At 68.5% G+C, this 19,642-nt stretch carries 22 protein-coding genes and 1 pseudogene; 13 read left to right on the top strand and 10 right to left on the bottom strand.

What is annotated here, in order from left to right; genetic code table 11:
• Positions 1 to 85: 85 nt before the first annotated feature.
• From ABD259_RS09955 to ABD259_RS09965, 3 genes are all read right to left on the bottom strand, one after another.
• On the bottom strand, positions 86 to 445 hold the full coding sequence (locus tag ABD259_RS09955) for an NADH-quinone oxidoreductase subunit A (RefSeq protein ID WP_344100546.1): 360 nt from the start codon (positions 443 to 445) through the stop codon (positions 86 to 88).
• A 160-nt stretch (positions 446 to 605) separates the two neighbouring features.
• Positions 606 to 1,910 (bottom strand): geranylgeranyl reductase family protein, encoded by a 1,305-nt coding sequence (locus ABD259_RS09960; RefSeq protein WP_344161611.1) that lies wholly within the window; start codon positions 1,908 to 1,910, stop codon positions 606 to 608.
• A gap of 385 nt (positions 1,911 to 2,295) precedes the next feature.
• Complete coding sequence (locus tag ABD259_RS09965; protein ID WP_344161614.1) at positions 2,296 to 3,006, bottom strand: demethylmenaquinone methyltransferase; 711 nt, start codon at positions 3,004 to 3,006, stop codon at positions 2,296 to 2,298.
• Between the two features lie 305 nt (positions 3,007 to 3,311).
• Here ABD259_RS09965 and ABD259_RS09970 point away from each other — a divergent pair, with 305 nt between their 5' ends.
• Positions 3,312 to 4,541, top strand: coding sequence for a hypothetical protein (locus tag ABD259_RS09970; RefSeq protein ID WP_344161617.1), 1,230 nt, complete (start codon positions 3,312 to 3,314; stop codon positions 4,539 to 4,541).
• 214 nt (positions 4,542 to 4,755) lie between these two features.
• On the opposite strand, the gene ABD259_RS09975 is transcribed toward ABD259_RS09970, so the two are convergent.
• Entirely contained in the window at positions 4,756 to 5,115 is a 360-nt protein-coding gene (locus tag ABD259_RS09975) for a DUF4229 domain-containing protein (RefSeq protein WP_344161619.1), read from the bottom strand.
• A gap of 399 nt (positions 5,116 to 5,514) precedes the next feature.
• Between ABD259_RS09975 and ABD259_RS09980 the strand changes: the two genes are divergently transcribed.
• A complete protein-coding gene (locus tag ABD259_RS09980) occupies positions 5,515 to 5,715 on the top strand; it encodes a BldC family transcriptional regulator (protein ID WP_026125787.1) in 201 nt (66 codons plus the stop codon).
• A gap of 120 nt (positions 5,716 to 5,835) precedes the next feature.
• Positions 5,836 to 6,183: a PLD nuclease N-terminal domain-containing protein gene (locus tag ABD259_RS09985; RefSeq protein ID WP_344100558.1), complete on the top strand. Its 348-nt coding sequence runs from the start codon at positions 5,836 to 5,838 to the stop codon at positions 6,181 to 6,183.
• Between the two features lie 171 nt (positions 6,184 to 6,354).
• On the opposite strand, the gene ccsB is transcribed toward ABD259_RS09985, so the two are convergent.
• The 6 genes and pseudogenes from ccsB to ABD259_RS25820 form a co-directional block, all read right to left on the bottom strand.
• Positions 6,355 to 7,464, bottom strand: a complete 1,110-nt coding sequence (ccsB, locus tag ABD259_RS09990) for a c-type cytochrome biogenesis protein CcsB (protein ID WP_344161622.1) — start codon at positions 7,462 to 7,464, stop codon at positions 6,355 to 6,357.
• A gap of 6 nt (positions 7,465 to 7,470) precedes the next feature.
• Positions 7,471 to 9,198 (bottom strand): cytochrome c biogenesis protein ResB, encoded by a 1,728-nt coding sequence (resB, locus tag ABD259_RS09995; protein WP_425573505.1) that lies wholly within the window; start codon positions 9,196 to 9,198, stop codon positions 7,471 to 7,473.
• An 11-nt stretch (positions 9,199 to 9,209) separates the two neighbouring features.
• Positions 9,210 to 10,031, bottom strand: coding sequence for a cytochrome c biogenesis CcdA family protein (locus ABD259_RS10000; protein WP_344100562.1), 822 nt, complete (start codon positions 10,029 to 10,031; stop codon positions 9,210 to 9,212).
• Positions 10,028 to 10,654: a TlpA family protein disulfide reductase gene (locus ABD259_RS10005; protein ID WP_344161625.1), complete on the bottom strand. Its 627-nt coding sequence runs from the start codon at positions 10,652 to 10,654 to the stop codon at positions 10,028 to 10,030. Before ABD259_RS10005 ends, ABD259_RS10000 begins: the two co-directional genes overlap by 4 nt.
• Before the next feature lie 324 nt (positions 10,655 to 10,978).
• A complete protein-coding gene (locus ABD259_RS10010; RefSeq protein ID WP_344161628.1) occupies positions 10,979 to 11,119 on the bottom strand; it encodes a hypothetical protein in 141 nt (46 codons plus the stop codon).
• A 715-nt stretch (positions 11,120 to 11,834) separates the two neighbouring features.
• Positions 11,835 to 12,050, bottom strand: a pseudogene (locus ABD259_RS25820) (helix-turn-helix domain-containing protein); the annotation flags it as partial.
• Positions 12,051 to 12,204: 154 nt separating this feature from the next.
• Here ABD259_RS25820 and ABD259_RS10015 point away from each other — a divergent pair.
• From ABD259_RS10015 to ABD259_RS10060, 10 genes are all read left to right on the top strand, one after another.
• Entirely contained in the window at positions 12,205 to 12,474 is a 270-nt protein-coding gene (locus tag ABD259_RS10015) for a helix-turn-helix domain-containing protein (protein WP_344161631.1), read from the top strand.
• Positions 12,474 to 12,734 carry a hypothetical protein gene (locus ABD259_RS10020; protein ID WP_344161634.1) on the top strand — a complete coding sequence of 87 codons (261 nt, stop codon included), beginning with the start codon at positions 12,474 to 12,476 and terminating at the stop codon, positions 12,732 to 12,734. Before ABD259_RS10015 ends, ABD259_RS10020 begins: the two co-directional genes overlap by 1 nt.
• Positions 12,731 to 12,910 (top strand): hypothetical protein, encoded by a 180-nt coding sequence (locus ABD259_RS10025; protein WP_344161637.1) that lies wholly within the window; start codon positions 12,731 to 12,733, stop codon positions 12,908 to 12,910. The genes ABD259_RS10020 and ABD259_RS10025 overlap by 4 nt, the downstream gene beginning before the upstream one ends.
• Positions 12,907 to 13,383, top strand: coding sequence for a hypothetical protein (locus ABD259_RS10030; protein ID WP_344161640.1), 477 nt, complete (start codon positions 12,907 to 12,909; stop codon positions 13,381 to 13,383). Before ABD259_RS10025 ends, ABD259_RS10030 begins: the two co-directional genes overlap by 4 nt.
• A complete protein-coding gene (locus tag ABD259_RS10035; RefSeq protein ID WP_344161643.1) occupies positions 13,380 to 14,366 on the top strand; it encodes a hypothetical protein in 987 nt (328 codons plus the stop codon). Before ABD259_RS10030 ends, ABD259_RS10035 begins: the two co-directional genes overlap by 4 nt.
• Positions 14,363 to 14,968 carry a hypothetical protein gene (locus tag ABD259_RS10040; RefSeq protein ID WP_344161646.1) on the top strand — a complete coding sequence of 202 codons (606 nt, stop codon included), beginning with the start codon at positions 14,363 to 14,365 and terminating at the stop codon, positions 14,966 to 14,968. Before ABD259_RS10035 ends, ABD259_RS10040 begins: the two co-directional genes overlap by 4 nt.
• Positions 14,969 to 15,129: 161 nt before the next feature.
• A complete protein-coding gene (locus ABD259_RS10045; RefSeq protein WP_344161649.1) occupies positions 15,130 to 17,709 on the top strand; it encodes a bifunctional DNA primase/polymerase in 2,580 nt (859 codons plus the stop codon).
• Positions 17,710 to 18,087, top strand: a complete 378-nt coding sequence (locus ABD259_RS10050) for a hypothetical protein (RefSeq protein WP_344161652.1) — start codon at positions 17,710 to 17,712, stop codon at positions 18,085 to 18,087.
• A gap of 15 nt (positions 18,088 to 18,102) precedes the next feature.
• Positions 18,103 to 18,780 carry a BRO-N domain-containing protein gene (locus ABD259_RS10055; protein ID WP_344161655.1) on the top strand — a complete coding sequence of 226 codons (678 nt, stop codon included), beginning with the start codon at positions 18,103 to 18,105 and terminating at the stop codon, positions 18,778 to 18,780.
• 116 nt (positions 18,781 to 18,896) lie between these two features.
• Positions 18,897 to 19,640, top strand: a complete 744-nt coding sequence (locus ABD259_RS10060) for a DNA-methyltransferase (protein WP_344161658.1) — start codon at positions 18,897 to 18,899, stop codon at positions 19,638 to 19,640.
• Positions 19,641 to 19,642: the final 2 nt, after the last annotated feature.

Genomic DNA, 19,642 nt, shown 5'->3' on the forward strand with positions numbered 1-19,642 from the left:
TTGGTGGAGTCGGTTGAGCGGCGAGAGCGCCGGTCGCTCACCGCCGGTGCGGATGTGCGCGATTCGGGGGTCGTCGCGGCGCGGGTCATTCCCATTCGAGACCTCCGCGCCTCCACTCGTAGGCGTACGCGATCGACACGTTGACCAGGAACAACAGGATCGCGACGACGCCGAAGACCCCGAGCGCGTCGAAGTGGACCGCCCAGGGGACGAGGAAGATGATCTCGATGTCGAAGACGATGAAGAGCATCGCCGTCATGTAGTACTTGATGGTGAAGCGGCCGCCGCCGGCCGGCTGCGGGGTGGGCTCGATGCCGCACTCGTAGGCCTGCAGCTTGGCGCGGTTGTAGCGCTTCGGCCCGGCGATGGACCCGACGATCATCGAGACCACGACGAACGCGGCGCCGATCGCGCCGAGAACGATGACGGGTGTGTACAGCTCCATTACCAGCCGTTCCCCTTCATGCCCGTGGAGTGCGCGGGTGTCAGAGCAGGGTGCGCGGAGGGCAGGGCGGCGCACCCGCTTGTGATTGCTTTCACGTAGCAGGTCATGCGGTGGTCCGAGGTCGCCATCGGGTTCGCGTCCTGTGAGCCGGTGTCCGGCACTACGCCGCGGGGGCCATCTTGGACATCCCGTTGATCACGCGATCCATCGCGTCTCCGCGACTGGGCTCGGTCAGGTTGGCCAGCATCTTCAGCATGAATTTCATGAGCGTGCGCTGAGAGAGGCCGTATTTGGTCGCCAGCTTCATGAAGTCCGGATTGCCGATCATCTTCACGAAGCAGCGGCCGAGCGTGTAGTAGCCGCCATAGGCGTCGGAGAGGATCTGCGGGTAGCGGTGCAGCGTGCGCTCGCGCGTTTGGACGGTCGGGCGGCTGAGCGCCTGGACGGCGACGTCGGCGGCGATGTGCCCGGCCTCCATCGCGTAGGCGATGCCCTCGCCGTTGAAGGGGTTGACCATCCCCCCGGCGTCGCCGACGAGCATGAGCCCGCGCGTGTAGTGGGGGGTGCGGTTGAAGCCCATGGGCAGGGCCGCGCCGCGGACGGGACCGCGTCGGCGCTCCTCGGTGAAGCCCCACTCCTCGGGCATGCTCGCGGTCCACAGGCGCAGCAGCTTGCGGTAGTCGATATCGCGGAACCCCGCCGAGGAGTCGAGGATGCCCAAGCCGACGTTGCAGGTGCCGTCGCCGACGCCGAAGACCCAGCCGTAGCCGGGAAGGAGGACGTTCTTGCCGCCGCTTGAGTCCCACAGTTCCAGCCAGGACTCCAGGAAGTCGTCGTCGTGGCGGGGGCTGGTGAAGTAGGTGCGCACGGCCACACCCATGGGGCGGTCGTCGCGCCTGCGGATGCCCAGGGCGACGGCGAGCCGGGAGGAGTTGCCGTCCGCGGCGATGACCAGCGGCGCGCGGTAGGTGACCGGTTCTCCGTCGGGGTCCTTGGCGTGCACGCCGGCGACGCGGTCGGTGCGGGCGTCGAGGAGCGGGGCGGTGACGTTGGTGTTCTCGCACAGCCGCGCTCCGGCACCGACCGCCTGGTCGGCGAGGATGCGGTCGAAGTCGTAGCGCGTGCGGACCAGGCCGAACCCGGGGTACTCGGCAAGCTCCGGCCAGGGAAGTTCGAGCCGCACGCCGCCGCCGATGATGCGGAGGCCGCGGTTGCGGATCCACCCCTTGTCCTCGAAGGAGAGGCCCATCGCCGCCAGCTGCTTGACGGCGCGCGGAGTCAGGCCGTCGCCGCAGACCTTCTCGCGCGGAAAGGAGGTCTTCTCCAACAGGAGGACGTCGAGCCCGGCCTTGGCCAGGTGGTAGGCCGTCGTGGAACCTGCGGGCCCAGCGCCGACGATGATCGCGTCGGCCTCAAGTTCGGGGGTGTCCCGGACGGACAGTGAGGTGGCTGCTGTCTCGCTCACGAGTTCGGTCCTTGACGTGCGTGGTGAGCGGTGTACCGCTCTGCGGGGGTGCGTCTGCGGGGTGACGCCTCGTGGTGTTCCTGTGTTCTACGTCTACGTGCAGTGTTACCAACGACTCGTTAGCTTGTGAAGGACTTCACAAGGCTTCGTTCCGAAGTCTAGACCCTTGGACACCTCCGAGGCGAGCCCCAAAAGACCTTGTTCTTGATGGCCGACGATTCAGGGCAAAGCAGACATTTCATGCACAACCAGCGTGCTTGAAGTGAAAACACGCCTGCTTTATGGCAATTCATCCCAAATACAACAAAGGCCCCGAAACATCCGTTTCGGGGCCTTTGTCGGAAGGTTTCGTCCCGCCGCGCGCAGGGGCGCCGCGGGCATCGGCTCAGGAGCCGCGTACTCCGCGGTGAAGTGCGACGACACCCATGGTGAGGTTGCGCCACGCCACCCGGGACCATCCGGCGCGCTGCAGTCGCACGGCAAGCTCGGCTTGGTCGGGCCAGTCCATGATCGATTCGGAGAGGTACTCGTAGGCCGCGGCGTTCGACGTGAAGCACTTCGCGATCTTGGGAAGGGCGCCCATGAGGTAGGTGGAGTAGAACTTGTCCACCAGATCGACGGGGATATGGCTGAATTCGCAAATGACCAGGCGGCCGCCGACCTTGGTCACCCGCCGCAGCTCGCTGAGCGCCTGCTCCACGTCGTTGACGTTGCGCAGGCCGAAGGAGATCGTCACGGCGTCGAAGGTCTCGTCGGCGAACGGCAGCCGGAGGGCGTCTCCGGCCACGAAGGTCACCCCGCCGCTTGAGGCACCGCCCCGGCGCTCGGCGCCGACCCGCAGCATGCCCTGGGAGAAGTCGCAGGCGATGACGCGCGCGCCCTTGGACACGAAGGACTCGGAAGAGGTCCCCGTGCCGGCGGCCAGGTCAAGGACGAGCTCCCCGCTATAGGCCTCGACCGCCTTCACCACGGCACGACGCCAGACGCGGTCCTGCCCGAGGGAGAGGACATCGTTCACCAGGTCGTAGCGGCTGGCGATGCCGTCGAACATCGTGGCGACGTCGTACGGCTGCTTGTCGAGATCAGCGCGGGTCATGCCCCAAGCCTACGGCGGTGCCCACCCCCTTGGGCCCGGTTTCGCCAGCGCGCCGCGCCCGTCCCCCTGATCACAGAGGAGAACAGTTACGGTGAGCAATGGAAAGTAACTAATAGCTACAAGGCGCACGAGCACCTTCGCATCCGCACCGTGGTCCCGTCAGCCGACCAGGGGCCTGCTGGACTTATGCCCGAGGAAGCTGGAGAACGACACTCGTGGGATGTCAGGCACACCAGGGACGCCCAGGCCGCACCCGATCGCTGCTTACCGTCGCACTGAGCACGCTGACCCTTGTCGCGTCGGCCTTGTTCGCGGGTTCGGCCGACGCCGCCCCGAGCGGGTTTCCCCACTCCAAGGTCGTCAGCGAGCGTCCCGTCCCCTGGACACCGCACATTCTGGACGGAACCGTCAAATCCATCGTCCAGGTCGGACACGTCGTGATCGCGGGCGGTAAGTTCTCCCGGGTGGCCGACCCGCGTCGGCAGACCGTCCTCGCGCGCAAGAACATCGTCGCCTTCGAGTACGGCACCGGCCGGATCCTCACCGAGTTCAACCCCAGGATCAGGGGCATGGTGCGCACCCTGGCGGCCGGGCCCGACAACACCGTCTACGTCGGCGGCACGTTCACCGGCGTCAACGGCAACGGCAACCGCGGCATCGCCCGCCTGTCCGTCACCACGGGACAGCCGGCCCCCGGATTCGACGCGAGTCTGGACAGCGGCTCGGTCTACCGCCTGACCCGGCACCGCGACCGCCTCTACGTCGGCGGCTCCTTCGGGTCCGTCAACCGCGTCTCCCGCGCCGGGCTGGCCCAGCTCAACGCGTACACGGGCGAGGTGGAGCGCAGCTTCGACATGCACCTGAGCCGCTCCCGCCGCGGCACGCTGCGCGTCCAGGAACTGGCGATCAGCCCCGGCGGCACCCGCCTCGTCATCGGCGGTACCTTCACCCGCGCCCGCGGACAGCGCCGCTACCAGATCGCCATGGTCGACACCGGCGTGACCCCCGCCCGCCTCAGCCCGTGGTCAACCGAGGGATACGCCGCCCCCTGCGACTACTCCCGGATGCACACCTACATCCGCCAGATCGACTTCTCCCCGGACGGCTCCTACTTCGTGGTCGTCACCGCCGGCGGCCCCCTCCGCAAACCGGGCCTATGCAAGACCGCCGCCCGCTGGGAGACAGGGGACACCCCCAACGCACGGCTGACGTGGGCCAACCACACGGGCGGCGACTCCCTCTACTCCGTCGAGATCACCGGATCGGCCGTCTACGTCGGCGGCCACCAGCGATGGATGAACAACGCGATGGGCAACCTCAAGCCCGGCCCAGGATCGGTGAAGCGCGAAGGGATCGCCGCCCTGGACCCCCGCAGCGGCAAGGCCCTCCCCTGGAACCCCGGCCGCGCACGCGGCCACGGCGCCGAAGCCCTGACCGCCACCCCGCACGGCCTGTTCGTCGGCAGCGACACCACCCGCCTCGCGGGCCTCAAACGGAGCCGGATCGGCATGTTCCCACTGAACGACGAGAACTGACCACCGATGGCCCCTCCCCTGGCGTGATCAGGGGATGACGTCACGATCCTGGACGACGCCCTCGACCAGATCTCGTGGCATCGGAAAACCGTCGGGTCATGCGCGCGGCGCACCGGTGGTTCGCACCGCAAGCCGCCGTGGACCGCCCCTGGCATGGTTTTGGCCAGCCGTCGAGGCGGCGGTCCGACCCGGGGCCGTGGCGGAGCCGCACGTCCTAGGATCGCTCGCCGGTCGCGGCGGACTGAGCGTCCTGCCCCGCGTCCTCGGCAGTCGCGTCCGCGGCGGGCGTGGACCCATCGGCCGCGTCGCTCGGCTCGGCCCGCTGGGGGGTGTCCTCCTTGGAGGCACCGGCTTCGATGCGCTCGCCCATGCCGCGCATCTTGGCCAGTCCGTCGGCGACGACGGCGGACATGGCGTCGCGCTGCTTGGACAGCAGGACGTAACTCACCAGTCCGCTGATCAGGAAAGCCAGGGCCAAGGCAAGGAAATCGCGGGCGCCCAAAAGGTAGAGCACACCGAGCGCGACAGCGAAGAGCAGGAGCCGGGACGCGGTGTAGGCGAGGACGCTACGCATGAAAACTGCCTCACAAGGGGTGAAGATCGGAATAGATTGGTCTTGTGGGAGAAATCACCGGCGAGGTGACGTCGGCGGCTTCGGCGTCGGTCCCATGCCTCGTCGGCGTGCCCACCGGACCGCCCCCTACCTCACCAGGGTAAGGGCAGGTCCGCGGGGTGTGGCATCGGCCCCGGCGCGAGTGTCGACACTGGGCCGACTCACACAGAATTCCGATCATCGGATGTATCGAAACCGACAGGCTGGAACAAAAGTTACGTTCCGATCACATATCGCGCACTCGCCACCTGTTCCACTCAATTTTTACGAAAACTAGGGAGGAAACGGACTAACTCGTGCAGACTAGGGGACCAAACGCCCGCCTCCCCCAGACATCAACGGCGGGCCCGAAGGGGGATTGTGAAGGTGGAAAGAGGAAGCGAACGCTTGTTGACCCCCGGTGAGGTGGCGTCGCTCTTCCGGGTCGACCCCAAGACGGTGACCCGCTGGGCCGCCTCCGGCCGGATCAGCAGTATCCGAACACCCGGCGGACATCGCCGGTTCCGTGAGTCCGAAGTCCGCGCACTGCTGCACGGGGAGCCCACTGAGACGACCACCTGACGAGCACCACGACCTCATCCCCAGCCCGTCACGCGGAGAACGGCAAGTTGGATCTCCCCCTCGGCCGCCGAGTCACTGTCTCCCCATGCAGGTGGAGTGGAACAAAGATAGGCTTTCTCCATGGTGTGGCTCGCTGGTCTGATCACGCTGGTCTCGATCGTGCTCTGGGTGTACGCGTTCTTCGACGCGCTCACCTGCCCCGCGGACGAGGCGCGCAACCTGCCCAAACTCCTGTGGCTGGTCGTCATCGTGCTCTTCGTGCCAGTCGGTGCCCTGCTCTGGCTCTTTCTCGGACGCCCGCAGGCGGCGACCACGAGCACCACGTCGGCCCGGCCCGAGTCCGCGTCGACCGAGTTCTTGGACCCGTCCGACCCGCAGCCACCGTCCGGGCGATCTCACCCGCTCGGCCCGGACGATGACCCAGAGTTCCTACGCCGCCTGAACAAGCGCATCAACCCCGAAGACTAGAACGTCGCACGTGAGTGTGGGGGGCTCGACCCAGTTCCGGGTCGAGCCCCCCACACTTTCCGCTGCCGGGGCCGGGGTCAGGCGAAGCTGTACAGGTTACTGAGCCCGTGGTTCACACCGAAGAAGTTCAGCACCACCCAGGGGGACACCCCCTTCGACCCCCGCACCCCCTCACGCATAGCTGTGCAGACCACTGAACATGTAGTTCACGCCGAAGAAGTTGAACAGCAGGCACGCGAAGCCGATCAGGCCGATCCACGTCGCCTTGGAGCCGCGCCACCCGGCCGTGGCGCGGGCGTGCAGGTAGGCGGCGTAGACGGTCCAGGTGATGAAGGACCACACCTCCTTGGGGTCCCAGCCCCAGAAGCGGCCCCAGGCCTCGTCGGCCCAGATCGCGCCCGCGATGACGCCGAACGTCCACAAGGGGAACGCGAACAGGATGAACCGGTGCGACACGCGGTCGAGAAGTTCGGGGCTGGGAAGCCGGGCGGCGATGCCGGTGACCCTCTCGCCCGCCGCACGCTTCAGCTCCGTACGGTTCGACACCAGGTAGGTGATTGCCGCCGCCCCCGAAACCATGAAGCCGCCGCTGGCCAGGATCAGCGCCGAGACATGGATGGGAATCCAGTAGGAGTCCAGCGCCGGGATGAGCGGACCGGCCTCGGTGTAGAGCCACTTGACGGCGATGCCGAGCAGCAGGATCACCGGGATCAGCACGAACATGCCCAGGTAGCGCGCCTGGTAGCGGACCGCGGCGAAGAGGAACGCCGTGACCGCGCACAGGCACAGCGCGACGACGAACTCGAACATGTTGCCCCACGGCCAGCGGTCGACCGCCAGGCCGCGGGTCACGATCTGGACGAGGTTGACGGCGAACGCGGCGAAGGTCAGGGCCAGCGCGATCTTGCCCACGACGTGCCGGGAGGCCTTGGCCTCGGGCTCCTGGTCGCGCACGTTGACCGTCATGTCGTCATCGAGATCGAACGGGGCGGAGTAGCCGCCCACCGAGGTCGTTCCCTCACCCGGGACGTGCCCCCCCGACACCGCCCCACTCGCCGCGGGCACGGCCGACGCGGCTGCCTCCGTGGACGCTTCGGCAGCCACGCCCGCGCGCACGGGGACCAGGCGGTTGCCGCGCAGGGTCTCCCTGCGCCCGTAGGCCGCTTCGATCACGAACAGGAACAAAGCGATCGCGTACATCACGATCATGGCAAGGACCAGGTTGTCGCTGATCGATGCCAGATTCTTGTTCACCGCCGGTTCGGCGGCGAGCATCTGCATCACCGGTTACTCCTTCATCCCTGCGTCATCGGTGGTGGCGGGTGCGTTGCGAAGTCGGTCCCTGAGGGTGCGGGCGATCCGGTGGAACTCCGTCGTCGCCCACGCGGCATCGGTCTTGCTCAGCCCGGCGACCTCGACCACGGTACGCCCGTCGTCCCCGCGCCTCGCACGCACCCACGCGCGGCGCGGGCGGACGAACAGTGTGGCCAGCAGCCCGAGCACGGCCGCCGCCGCGGCCAGGAGCGCAGGAAGGCGCGCCGGGTCGCTGTTCACCTGCATGCTCAGGTAGTCGCGGTAGCCCTTGAAGGTGATCGAGCCGGCTCCGTCCGGCAGGTTCCAGGTGTCACCCGGCCGCATCTCCGGGGAGGCGCCGATCTCGTCCATCTTCTCGGTGTAGAGCTGGTAGACCGACTGCGGGCTGCGCATACCCAGGTCGCCCTTGTACCCCTGGAGGGTGACCACGGGGTCGCGCGTGTCCGGGAAGTCGGAGACCAGGTCGCCGTCGGCGCTCTTGGCCGCCGAGGGGTAGAAGACCGCGCTGAAGCCCAGCTGGTCGTCGTCGCCGGTGTCCGGCACCTTGATGACGCCGTCGGAGGTGAAGGTGAAGGTGTCCCGGTAGAGGAACGGCACCGCCTGGTCGAACACGACGTCGCCGTCGGCGTTGGTCACCTCGAACTCCGGCGCGTAGCCGTGGCCGAGCAGGTAGACCTGTGCTCCGTCCACGGACAGCGGCTCGTTGACCTCCAGCTTGTGGTGCTTCTCCGGCGCGTCAGGGGCCTCCTTGTAGGTGAGGTCGGCGGAGTAGGAGTCGGCCTGGCCGGCGAGTTTGCCGCCCTCGATGAAGGTCGCCGTGAAGTCGTCCACGGTGAACGAGAACGGCTGCAGGTCACCCGCGTCAACGGCGGTGCCGGGGTAGTAGGCGTCGTAGGAGGGTACGCCGTTGGCGAACCCGGTGCCCTCGACAACGAGCATGTTGCCCCGGTAGCCGTAGAAAGAGCCCGCGGCCACCGCGAGGAGGATGGCCAGCAGCGCGAGGTGGAAGACCACGTTGCCGGTTTCGCGCAGATAGCCCTTTTCGGCGGCGACCGAGGCCGTGGCGGTTCCGCCTCCTGTGCTGGTGTCCGTCTCCGTCCGGTAGCCCTTGAGAACGCTCCGCGCGTGCTCGACCACCGTGCCGGGGGCCGCGTCCGTGGTGAAGCGCGCGCAGTAGGGCATCCGGTCGAGGTTGCGCGGCGCCTTGGGCGGGCGGGCACGCGTCGCGCGGTAGTGGGCCATGGCCCGCGGGAGCACGCAGCCGGTGAGGGACACGAACAGCAGCAGGTAGATGGCCGCGTACCAGGGCGAGGTGTACACGTCGAACAGATAGAACCGGTCCAGCCACGGCGCGATGTCGGGGTGGTCCAGGAAATAGTTGGTGACCTGGTCGACGCTGACGCCACGCTGCGGCAGTACGGAGCCGGGGATGGCGCCGATCGCGAGCAGGAAGAGCAGGATGAGCGCGGTGCGCATCGACGTGAGGATGCGCCACGCCCAGCGCGCCCATCCCAGCGCGGACAGGCGCGGCAGGGTGACGTCGTCGCGGGCGCCGCCGCTGTCCCCGGCCGACGCCGAGCGCGCGGTCTCCTGACTCTCCGCGGCCGGTTCCGCGTACTGTGCCCCCTCCGGGCCGTCGGCCTGGCTGATGGTTTCGCCCCCGCCCGAGCCTTCGGTCTCCCCGGGATCGCCGGTCGTCACTGAGGTCACTGCTAGATCACCGTCGCAAAGCCTTGGGTCCAGCCCTGCATGATGGCTGTGATGTCGGTCCAGACGCCGGAGACCAGGAGCAGGCCGACGATCACCAGCATCAGCCCGCCCGCGGCCGTCACCGCGCGGTAGTGCCGCTTGACCCAGTCGAACGTGCCCAGGGCGCGGCGGTACAGCAGGGACGCGCCGATGAAGGGCAGCCCCAGGCCCACGCAGTAGGCGAGCGACAGCAGCGCTCCCCTGACCGCGCTGCCCTCGGTGAAGGCGAGCGTCTGCACGGCGGCCAGCGTAGGGCCGATACACGGGGTCCAGCCGAGGCCGAAGAGCACGCCGAGCATCGGGGCGCCGGCCAGGCCCGCCTTGGGCAGTCGGCTGAAGCGGATGTCCCGGTTGAGGCCGGGAATGACGCCCATGAACCCCAGGCCGAGCAGGATCGTCAGCACGCCCAGGACGCGGGTGATGGGATCGGCGTAGTCGAGCAGCAGGCCGCCGATGCTGCCGACGAACGCGCCCACGCTGACGAACACCAGGGTGAACCCGGCGATGAAGAGCAGGCTGCCGAGGAGCATGGTCCATCGGCGCGACTCCAGCTCCTCGTCGACCGTCATCACTGTCCCGGTCGCGGTGCCGCCTTCGGTCGAGGCGGCGGCCCGGCGCGCGCGGCGGGCCGCCGCCATGTCGGCACCGCTCATACCGGTCACATAGGAGAGATAGCCGGGAACCAGGGGCAGGACGCACGGCGACAGGAAGGAGACCAGCCCGGCGGCGATGGCGAGGGGGACCGCGAACAGGAGCGAGCCCTGGGTGATGGTTTCGGCGATCATTCGGTACCAGCGTCCCCGCTGTCCTCGGCGACAACGGTTTCGACGAGACCCTTCAGCTGCTTGTAATCGGTCTCACCGATGACGCGCGCGGCGATGCGTCCCTTGCGGTCGAGGACCAGGGTGCTGGGGATCGCCTGGGGCGGCACGGTCTCGCGGAACTCCTGGACGACCTCGCCGGGCTGGTCGTAGATGCTCGGGTAGCTGACCCCCTGGCTCTCCTCGAAGGCCTGGGCCGCGGTCTTGTCGTCCTTGATGTTGACGCCGAGGAACTCCACGCCGTCGTCGGCGAACTCTCCGTGGACCTCCTCCAGGACGGGGGTCTCGGATCGGCACGGCCCGCACCAGCTGGCCCAGAAGTTCACCACCAGGACGTCGCCGCGGTAGTCGGCGAGGGAGATCGCCTCGCCGCCGAGGCCGTCGCCGCTCGCCTCGGGCGCCGCCTTGCGGTCGCCGGGGTCATAGGAGGTACTGGAGCCGTCCCCGGCGATGTAGCGGTTGTCGGAACTCCCGACTTCGGCGGCCCCGCCCCCGGCGCATCCGCTCAGCGCCGCGAGCGCCGCGATCGCGGCGGCGGCACGCAGGAGCACCGGGCGCACACGGGCGCCAGATCTGTCACAGGGCATCGGTGGAACCTCGAAAGCGGGAGGTAGAGCGGGCACGGCGTCAACAACGACAGATTGTAGTACTACGCTCGACCGTCGTGCTATCCCCCGGATGCGAGGTCAGCCGGACGCTATCACCGACCGTCGTGCCACGAGTAGTGTTTGCGGATTCTTCTGTCTCCAGCAGGCACTATCAGCACCTGCCCCTCACAGGCGACAGAGGTCACGGATCCAGCTACGCGAACCGGCGCCAGCGCTTCCGTATCCGGTCGGGCGATAGTCGCTACCCCCGCACACGAAAGCGCCCCGGCCGGAAGGGCCGGCCGGAGCGCTTTTGATACCAGTTCATTCCAGCCAGTCGTGCTGGTATGGCGCGATCAAACGCAGCTTCTCCATGCGCATCACGAGTGACGGAGCCATGAGCCAGTCGTCGGCCCACCACTGACCGCGGCGGTAGCCGACCGGGTCGAGTCGTGGATCAGGCACCAGACACGCCGTGTACAGGAGCGGGCGGACGGGGCCGTAAAGCCCGTCCCAGTAGTCGTGACCGACTCGGCCATACTCTGACCCGTCACGGATAATGATTAGCCACTTGCCATCAGGCAGTTTTCGGACACGATACGACTCTCGGGCGGGCAGCGTGTCCATGGTGAGAGACAGGAGACGCGGCGCGGCAGCCGTCGGTGGAAGCGCGGATAGGGGATGTAACACGACCCCTCCCATGGAGGACCAGGCGAGGGTGGGGACCTCTCTTACAGTGGGCGAGCGGGGGGATCATGGTAGGCCGCCCCCTGCCCCGAAATCCACACCATGGGATGACCATTTCTCTACGCGCACGTAGGGCTCCACAGGGCTAGGTGTTGTGGCGCTGAGTACGTTGGGTCGCTTCGGCGACTTTGGACATCACGAAGATGGTCGCTTGACTCCTGAGGTATTCGCCCAGTTGGCGCTCGACGTCTTCCCTGTCCGCGTCCGACCCGGGCAAGCCGGTGAGGTGCCCGCGTGCCTCCTCAGCCACCTCGGCCAGGACGCTCTCTAGGGGAGAGACCGGGCCGCTCGGGGCTAGTCCGGAATCGCTAGGGGCCGGGTCGAGGGGGCCGCCAGGGTAGCCCGACGCCTCCCCTAGCTCACGAATTAGGTCGGTGAGAGTGTCGGCTACCTCGGACGAGCTGGCCAGCGCCTGACGCGCCAGCGCACGCTGGATCCGACGAATGGGCTCATATCCCGGACGTGAGGTACCCGCCACCCACCGAGATACCTGGGGTTGGCCGACTTCAGCCCATGCGGCGATTTGCGCTTGCCGGATACCGAGAGTGTCGCGAATGCTCCGAATTGTCCGTTTGAGCCATGGCGGGTCCCATGGTCCCTCTGAATTTTTTCCTTGCATGCATGCAATATTAGCATCCCCTAAGTGCATACTCGCAAGCAACAAAACCCTTACATGGGCGACGTTTTGCCTCACGAGCAAGTACTAGCATTCATGCAAATCCATGCACAATCCTGCGAGATACCAGCATGTGCGGGGTTTTTCGTACTTGCGAACCCATGGGGCAATCCGTAACTTGTCGTGTATGCAAGGCAAAACTTTGGGGAGTCCTCGACTCGTCGTCCGCCCCCACCAGTTCCACCGCCGCATGCACGCCCTCGGCCACCGCACCGCCACCGCACAGGCCGAATACCTCGACGTCTCCATCTCCACCATCACCCGGGTCCTAGCCGGCGAAGTGCAGCCCTCAGGAGCTTTCATCGCCCGCGCCTGTGCCGCGCTCGACTGCGAGATCACCGAACTTTTCGAGGTCGCCCCCGCTCGTGACCGTGACACGACAAAGGCGGTGGCGTGATGGCGCACTCGGATCCGACCCGCCGCCGCCAAATCGCCTCACTGGCCGCGAATACCTCGTGGGCGCGCACCCCCGTCCGCGCCGAGCGGATCGCCCCCGCCAACCGCGCGCGTGAACGGCGGTGGGAGGAGAAGGCGGACCCCGACGGCGTCATGAGCTCGGCCGACCGCGCCAAAGCGGCTGAGTCCCTGCGCCGCGCGCACTATCAGCGCATTTCGCGTCTCGGTGTCGAGGCGCGGCGCAGGAAGAAGGCGGCATGACCAGGTCGACAAACGACCAATGCACATGTCCCCCCTGCTGCTGCGACACCGGCGGCCCGGTGTGCCGCGCGTCGGGCTGCCCGCTGTGCGCGCTCCTCGACGACCCGGTCCCCTACCGGCTCACCGAACGAGGTGAACAAGCGGTCACCGACGACCCCGGAAGGGAGACGGCATGAGCAGATCACGCGACATCGGCACAGTCGGGGAGTCGGCGGTCGTTCGTTTCCTGCGCTCCCATGGGTGGCCGCATGCCGAGCGGCGTGCTCTGGCTGGTGCGGTCGACCTCGGCGACATCACCGGCACACCGGGTGTGGTGTGGGAGGTCAAATCCGGGCGCACCGCCGAGCAGGCGGGCGACGGGCTCGTCGCCGATTGGCTCGCCGAAACCGACACCGAGCGGCAGCATGCCGGGGCTGACGTCGGCATCCTCATCACCAAACGCGCCGGCTACGGGCCGGCGCGTGCCGCGTCCTGGTGGGCGCACGTCGACGGAGGAACCGCCGCCGCTCTACTCGGCGCCCACCGCCCGCTCCCCGCTGATGTGGCCGCCGTGCCGCTCCGGCTCCACCTGTCCACCGCCGTGTCCCTACTGCGGGGCGCCGGGTACGGCGACCCGCTGCCCGACGTCGACGAGGAGGCGGTCGCATGACACAGGTCGACCTGTCGGCACTGCCGCCGCTCCCCGAGGGCGAGGTGACGCGCCACCTCGACGAAAAGCAGGTTGCGGCGGAGTTGACGTATTTCGTCGAGGACGCGATTCACTCCGCGCCCCGGTCGTTGCAGCGCGCCCTGGGGCCGTCGGAACTGGGGATCGAGTGCGCCCGCCGGATCGGGTACCGGCTCGCCGACGTCGAGCCGATCAACCACAGCGATGGCTGGTTGGCGTTCATCGGCACCGCCGTGCACGCCAGCTTGGAACGCGTCTTCACACGGGCGAACCAAAGGTTGCAGCACCCACGGTTCGTGTGTGAGCAGCGGGTCACCGTCGGCACCCTGGCCGGTGAGCCGGTCGTCGGCGCGACCGACCTTTACGACCGGGCATGCGCGTGGACCGTGGATTTCAAGGTCATGGGCAAGACCAGCTTGCAGCGGCTCGCCCGACATGGCCCCGGATCCCAGTACCGCGCCCAGGCACACCTCTACGCGCGCGGGTGGATTGCCGCGGGGCACCCGGTCGACCGGGTCGCCGTGTGGGGGCTCCCCAGAAACGAACCCCTGTCGCGCGCGGTCTTTTGGTCTGAGCCGTACGACGAGCAGGTGGCCGTCGAGTCGCTCACCCGCGCCGAGGGCATCGCCTCACTGGTGTCGTCCATGGGCGTCGGTGCGCTCTCGATCCTCCCCACCGCCGATTCCTATTGCGGCTACTGCCCGTTCTTCCGGCGCGGCTCCACCGACCTCGCCACCGGGTGCCCCGGGCACCCGACGTCGAGGGCGGCCGGGCCGACCGACGTCGAGTCCCTCATCGCCCCACCTACGCCCGCCTCGCCGGCGCCGCCGGCAGGTGACCCGTGCCGCTACTGGACTGGCGACCGTACGTGCGGGGCACGCCCGGCGCGCCTCTACCCGGCCGGGCGCCGGTGCGACCACCACGCCCCAACACCACTACACGACGCAAAAGGAGACGAAGAATGACCAGCGCGAACGACTTCCTCATGAGCGGCGGAGTTCCGGCCGCGAAATTCGAAACCCTCGGCGCCACCATCACCGGCACCATCACCATGCCGCCCGAGAAGCAGCAGCAAACCGATTTCACCACCGGCGACCCGCTCACCTGGCCGGACGGCAAGCCAAAGGAACAGATCAAGGTCGTCCTGTCCACCGACCAGCGGGACCCGTCCGACCCGTACGACGACGGCAAGCGTGCGGTCTACATCAAGTCCGGCATGTTCAAGGCCGTCCGGGTCGCCGTGCGCGCATCCGGCGCCCCCGGCCTAGAGGTCGGCGGGACCCTCACCATCACCTACACCGGCAACGGAACGCCGTCTCGGCCGGGGCTCAACCCGCCGAAACAGTACGAGGCCACCTACGCCCCGCCGTCGCCGGGTACGGCGGCTAACGACGTCCTGATGGGCGGCGACCAGTCGCCCGCCCCGGCCCCGGCCACACAGCAGGCGCCCGCCCCGGCACCCTCGGCCACACCGGCGCCTGCCGCCCCGGCCGCCGGAGTGCCGTCCGACGCTGCCGCAGCACTCGCACAGCTGACGCCCGAGCAGCGGGCCGCCCTCGGCCTCTAGCCCGCCCTGTGACCGCCCGCCGCGGCTGCCGGGACCAACCCCGGCCGCGGCGGGCACCAACGTTCCGCCCGACCAGTACCCACGCTGGCGCCCCAGGTGCAACGCCCCGGGACGGGCACCACCCACCGCCCCACACGACGCAGGTAGAGCAGGGGGAGCACGTGAGCCTGACCGTCCCCGACATCAACCCCGACGCCGGGACCATCGCCGCCGCACTCGCCTACGCCGAGTGCGGTTGGTACGTGCTCCCCGTCGACCCCGGCACCAAGCATCCGGGCAGCGTGGTCGGCAAGGGGTGGCCAGCAAAAAGCAGCCGCGACCCTGAGGTGATCGCGGATTGGTTCCTCCTTGACGGTCACGCCCTGGCGCTGCACGTCGGCCGCTCCGGCGGAATCGTCTTCGACGTCGACCGGCCCGACGCCGCGCCGCAGGCGCTCACTGACGCTGCCAAACAGCACGTGGCGCCCTTTCAATCCACGCGGGAAGACGCCCCTGGCCGCGGGCACTACGTGTTCGCCGCACCCCCCGGGCGCACCCTCGGCAATGGCGCCGGGCGACTCGGCCGCGACTGGGGCGAGGTACGCGGGCGTAACGGCATCATCATCGTCGAACCGTCGGTGCACGCGAAGGCGTCTGAGGGCGGCCGGTACGCCTGGACACGGACCGGCCCGGTCCCCACACTGCCCGACCAGGTCGCCGAGCTACTGCCCGACGCCACCGAGTCGGCCGACGCCGCCACCGACACCGAAGTCGCCCGATTCCTCGACGCCCACACCAGCGCCGAACGCCCCGGCCTCTTGCGGGCCCTGGTCAGCCGGTTCACAGCCGATATCGCTGCCGGACGCTCGCGCCACGAGTCCATGCTGCTGCCATGCGTCAACGCCATGCGGGAAGCACGCGCGGGCATGTACCCCGCCATGGACGCGGCCGAGGCATTGCGCGCCGTGTTCGTCCACACCATGACCCGCCCCCACGACGGTTCCAGCCGCACCCTCACCCCCGCGGCCGCCGAGACCGAGTACGCCGGAATCCTCGCATGGGCTATCGGGCAAGCCACCGACGCCACCCCCGACGAGCTCGACGCCGTCGCGCAGGGCGCCGACGAGCGCGCCCCCGACCCCGCCACCGCGATCAGCGACCTCATCCCCCCGCCCACCAGCAACGGCACCGGGGCCGAGGGCACGCTCGCCACCGTCCACCCCCTCACCCCCGACCAGCACGCCGACGCCGAGGAGGCCCGGCGCCTCGCCCACGAGCGGCGTGTGGCCGAGGAGGTCGAGCGGCTAGAGGTGCGCGAGGAGGCGCGGCGCCGTGTGCGCGCCCGCCAACGCCCCACCGACGCGCCCCACCTCGTCGCCCTCGACGAGTTCCTATCCGTCGACGACCCGCCCCAGCGCTACCGCCTCCACGACCTATGGCCGCTCGGCGGACGGGTCATGCTCGCCGCCCAGTTCAAAGCGGGTAAGACCACGCTCGTCGGCAACCTCCTGCGCAGCCTCACCGACGGAGACGCGTTCCTCGGCCGGTTCGGCGTCGAGCCGCTCGCCGACGGCCGCCGCGTCGTGGTCATCGACGACGAGCTCGACGAGCGCATGATCCGCGCATGGCTACGCGACCAGAACATCACCCGTACCGGCCGGGCCGCCGTCCTGTCCCTGCGCGGCAAACTCGCAAGCTTCGACATCCTCGACCCGCACACGCGCTCTCGGTGGGCTGACGCTCTGCGCGACGCTGGGGCCGAGGTCGTCGTCCTCGACTGCCTCGCCCCCCTCCTCGACGCCCTCGGCCTGTCCGAAGACAAAGAAGCCGGACAGCTCCTCGTCGCATTCGACGAACTCCTCGACGAAGCAGGCGTATCCGAGGCTGTCGTCGTTCACCACATGGGCCATTCGGGAGAACGCACCCGCGGAGCAAGCCGACTCCGCGACTGGCCTGATGTCGAATGGCGCCTTGTGCGCGAGAAAGGCGACGACGGGGAAACCGACCCAGCCGCACCCCGGTATTTCTCCGCCTACGGGCGCGACGTCGAAATACCGGAATCCGCGCTCACCTTCGATCCGGAAAATAGGCGTCTCACCCTGTCCGGCGGATCACGCGCCGGGGTGCGCCTACGCGGCGCCCGGGAGGCCATTGTGGAGCTTCTGACCGCCCGGCCGGGGCTGTCCGGACGCGCCATCGAGGTCGAGCTAGCCGACGAGTTCAAGCAGAAGGACATCCGTTCCGCGCTCAAGGGCGCCGTGTCCGAGGGGCAGATCCACACCGCCCCAGGGCCGCGGCGCTCCACTCTCCACAGCGTCAACCAACATTGGCCTAACGAGACACATGGTGTTCTACCTGCGAAAACTCAGTGCGTCAGTGCGTCAGGCGAAATTGGTCTAGAACAGAGTTCGGCAAATCCAGTGCGTCACACACCTAACGCACTGAAACCCCAGGTCACACAACCAGTGCGTCAGTGCGTCACTAGTGCGTCAACACAGTCGGAGGCGAGTGCGTCAGTGCGTCCCCCTAAAGGGGGGACGCACACTGACGCACTGACCCGCCCCGACCCTCGACCAGCCGACGCACCGAACCCGGAACCGGCGCCCCTCGGCCACGCCAACCGTGCCGACCGGATCGTCGTCATCGACGGCCGGATCCTCACGCTGGACGGCGCGATCCTCACCCGCCACGGCGACGAACTCGTCGACACCACCACCGGCGAGGTACGCGGCCATGTGTCGGATCTACCGGAGGGCGCCTAAATGCAGCAGTGGCTAAAAGAGCGCCGTGAAGCAGCCGCCCGCGCCGCACAACTCCGCATCTGCCGCAAATGCAAGGAGCCCGTGCTGGTCGGAGTCGACGCCGATATGTGCGCGCTCACCGTGCAAATCGACCCCACCCCAATCACTGAAGTCGGTGAAGCTGTGGCGCTTATGGAGGGGCGCGGCACCTATGACCTACTCGCCGGAAAAGGACGCCGAGAAATCCACCACCGCGCCGAATGGAATATTCGAGCCGCTCGTCGCGGACCGGTGTTCGCCGCCCACCGGTGCCACCGCCCGATGACCGACCACCTCGACACCACCCACACCCACCGGCCCGCCAACCCCGGGACGGACACCGACACCCCGCCGTACTGAGACAAGGAGACTCCGATGACCGCAGAAATCACCGCCCTTGAACACCCCGAGTTCGGGACCGTCCGCCACGTGCTCATCGACGGCGAGCCATGGTTCGTCCTGGCCGACGTGTGCCGGGTGCTGGAAATCAGCAACCCGCGTCAAGCCGCTACCTATGTGGACGAAGACGAAAAGCAGCAGGTAGCGGGGGACGTCATTAGTAATGACGCCTACCTGACCAGCGGAAACGTCTGGACCGTCAACGAGTCCGGGCTCTACTCCCTGATCCTGCGCAGCCGCAAGCCCCACGCCAGGGCGTTCAAAAAGTGGGTGACCTCCGAAGTCTTGCCCTCGATCCGCAAGACCGGCGCCTACGCCCGCTCCAAGTCCGCCCTTGAACTCCTGCGCGACGAGGTCGACCTGGCGATCGCTCACGAGCGCCGCATGGCGGCGATCGAGACCCGCCAGGACCATGTCGAGGCGCGCGTGGATGCCTTGGAGGAGGGCCACGGGTGGACGAGCGCTCTCGGCTACGCAAAGCGCAACGGGCATGCCACCGAAGCGGCCTACTTGCGGCGTGTGGGCGCGTGTGCGTCCGCGCTCCTGCGCAGCCGCGGCGAGCATCCCGTCAAGGTGCACTCGGCCGTCTATGGCGAGATCAACACCTACCCCGACGACGTCCTCCGCGAAGCGTTCATCCAAGTGCCGCGGTGACCCCCGTGCACGGCACCGACTCGACCATCTCGCCGACCGACCACCGCTGTGGCGGTGGCCGGTCGCTGCGCCGCCCCGCGCGCGTTGGGCGGCAGACCCTGTAGAGGAGACCCCTGATGATCGTGGAGGGCGACGTGCTCGCCGTACTGCCCACGCTCGACACCGGCATTGTCGACGCGGTGATCTGTGACCCGCCGTACAACTCCGGCGGCCGGACCGCGGCCGAGCGGCGCCGCGGGTCGAGCCGGGACAAGTACACCACCGGCCGCCGCGGCGACCTCCGCAACGAGTTGCCGGAGTTCCCGGGCGACAACCGCGACCAACGCAGCTGGGGCTACTGGTGTTCGCTGTGGCTGTCCGAGTGTCTACGCCTCACGGTGCCGGGCGGGTCGCTGCTGGTGGCGTGTGACTGGCGCCAGCTGCCCGCCGCGTCGGATGCCGTCCAGGCGGCCGGGTGGGTGTGGTCGGGGGTGGTGACGTGGGTCAAGCCGCGCCACCGGTCGCGGCCGACACGCGGGGGGTTTTGGCGGCAGACCGAGTACTACCTATGGGGCACGGCCGGGCCGGTGCGCACGGATCACGAGGTGTACCTGCCCGGGGTGGTCGAAGCTACCGCCCCGGCCGCCACCGAGCGGCAGCACCCCACGGAGAAACCGCTGGAGCTTATGCGGGAACTCGTCCGTGTGGCGCCGCCGGGCGGCACGGTGTTGGACCCGTTCGCCGGATCCGGGTCCACCGGCGTCGCCGCCGTGGCCGAGGGGCGCCGGTTCGTCGGCGTCGAGCTGTCCGCCCACTACGCCGAGGTGGCCCGGACCCGGCTCGCCGCTGTCCAGCCCGCCCTCGACGCCCAGGAGGCATAACC

The organism is Nocardiopsis rhodophaea, assembly GCF_039530945.1.
GTDB classification, from domain to species: Bacteria; Actinomycetota; Actinomycetes; order Streptosporangiales; family Streptosporangiaceae; genus Nocardiopsis_C; species Nocardiopsis_C rhodophaea.

What these genes read in the sequence shown, in the direction of transcription:
- ccsB (WP_344161622.1), bottom strand. Translation starts at nt 7,464, where the DNA reads ATGCAGATGCTCGCCGCCGAACCGGCGGTGAACAAGAATCTGGCATCG.
- ABD259_RS10000 (WP_344100562.1), bottom strand. Translation starts at nt 10,031, where the DNA reads ATGATCGCCGAAACCATCACCCAGGGCTCGCTCCTGTTCGCGGTCCCC.
- ABD259_RS10025 (WP_344161637.1), top strand. Translation starts at nt 12,731, where the DNA reads ATGACCAGGTCGACAAACGACCAATGCACATGTCCCCCCTGCTGCTGC.
- ABD259_RS10035 (WP_344161643.1), top strand. Translation starts at nt 13,380, where the DNA reads ATGACACAGGTCGACCTGTCGGCACTGCCGCCGCTCCCCGAGGGCGAG.
- ABD259_RS10040 (WP_344161646.1), top strand. Translation starts at nt 14,363, where the DNA reads ATGACCAGCGCGAACGACTTCCTCATGAGCGGCGGAGTTCCGGCCGCG.
- ABD259_RS10015 (WP_344161631.1), top strand. Translation starts at nt 12,205, where the DNA reads ATGCAAGGCAAAACTTTGGGGAGTCCTCGACTCGTCGTCCGCCCCCAC.
- ABD259_RS10030 (WP_344161640.1), top strand. Translation starts at nt 12,907, where the DNA reads ATGAGCAGATCACGCGACATCGGCACAGTCGGGGAGTCGGCGGTCGTT.
- ABD259_RS10055 (WP_344161655.1), top strand. Translation starts at nt 18,103, where the DNA reads ATGACCGCAGAAATCACCGCCCTTGAACACCCCGAGTTCGGGACCGTC.
- ABD259_RS09985 (WP_344100558.1), top strand. Translation starts at nt 5,836, where the DNA reads ATGGTGTGGCTCGCTGGTCTGATCACGCTGGTCTCGATCGTGCTCTGG.
- ABD259_RS10005 (WP_344161625.1), bottom strand. Translation starts at nt 10,654, where the DNA reads ATGCCCTGTGACAGATCTGGCGCCCGTGTGCGCCCGGTGCTCCTGCGT.
- ABD259_RS10060 (WP_344161658.1), top strand. Translation starts at nt 18,897, where the DNA reads ATGATCGTGGAGGGCGACGTGCTCGCCGTACTGCCCACGCTCGACACC.
- ABD259_RS10050 (WP_344161652.1), top strand. Translation starts at nt 17,710, where the DNA reads ATGCAGCAGTGGCTAAAAGAGCGCCGTGAAGCAGCCGCCCGCGCCGCA.
- ABD259_RS09975 (WP_344161619.1), bottom strand. Translation starts at nt 5,115, where the DNA reads ATGCGTAGCGTCCTCGCCTACACCGCGTCCCGGCTCCTGCTCTTCGCT.
- ABD259_RS09965 (WP_344161614.1), bottom strand. Translation starts at nt 3,006, where the DNA reads ATGACCCGCGCTGATCTCGACAAGCAGCCGTACGACGTCGCCACGATG.
- ABD259_RS09955 (WP_344100546.1), bottom strand. Translation starts at nt 445, where the DNA reads ATGGAGCTGTACACACCCGTCATCGTTCTCGGCGCGATCGGCGCCGCG.
- ABD259_RS10020 (WP_344161634.1), top strand. Translation starts at nt 12,474, where the DNA reads ATGGCGCACTCGGATCCGACCCGCCGCCGCCAAATCGCCTCACTGGCC.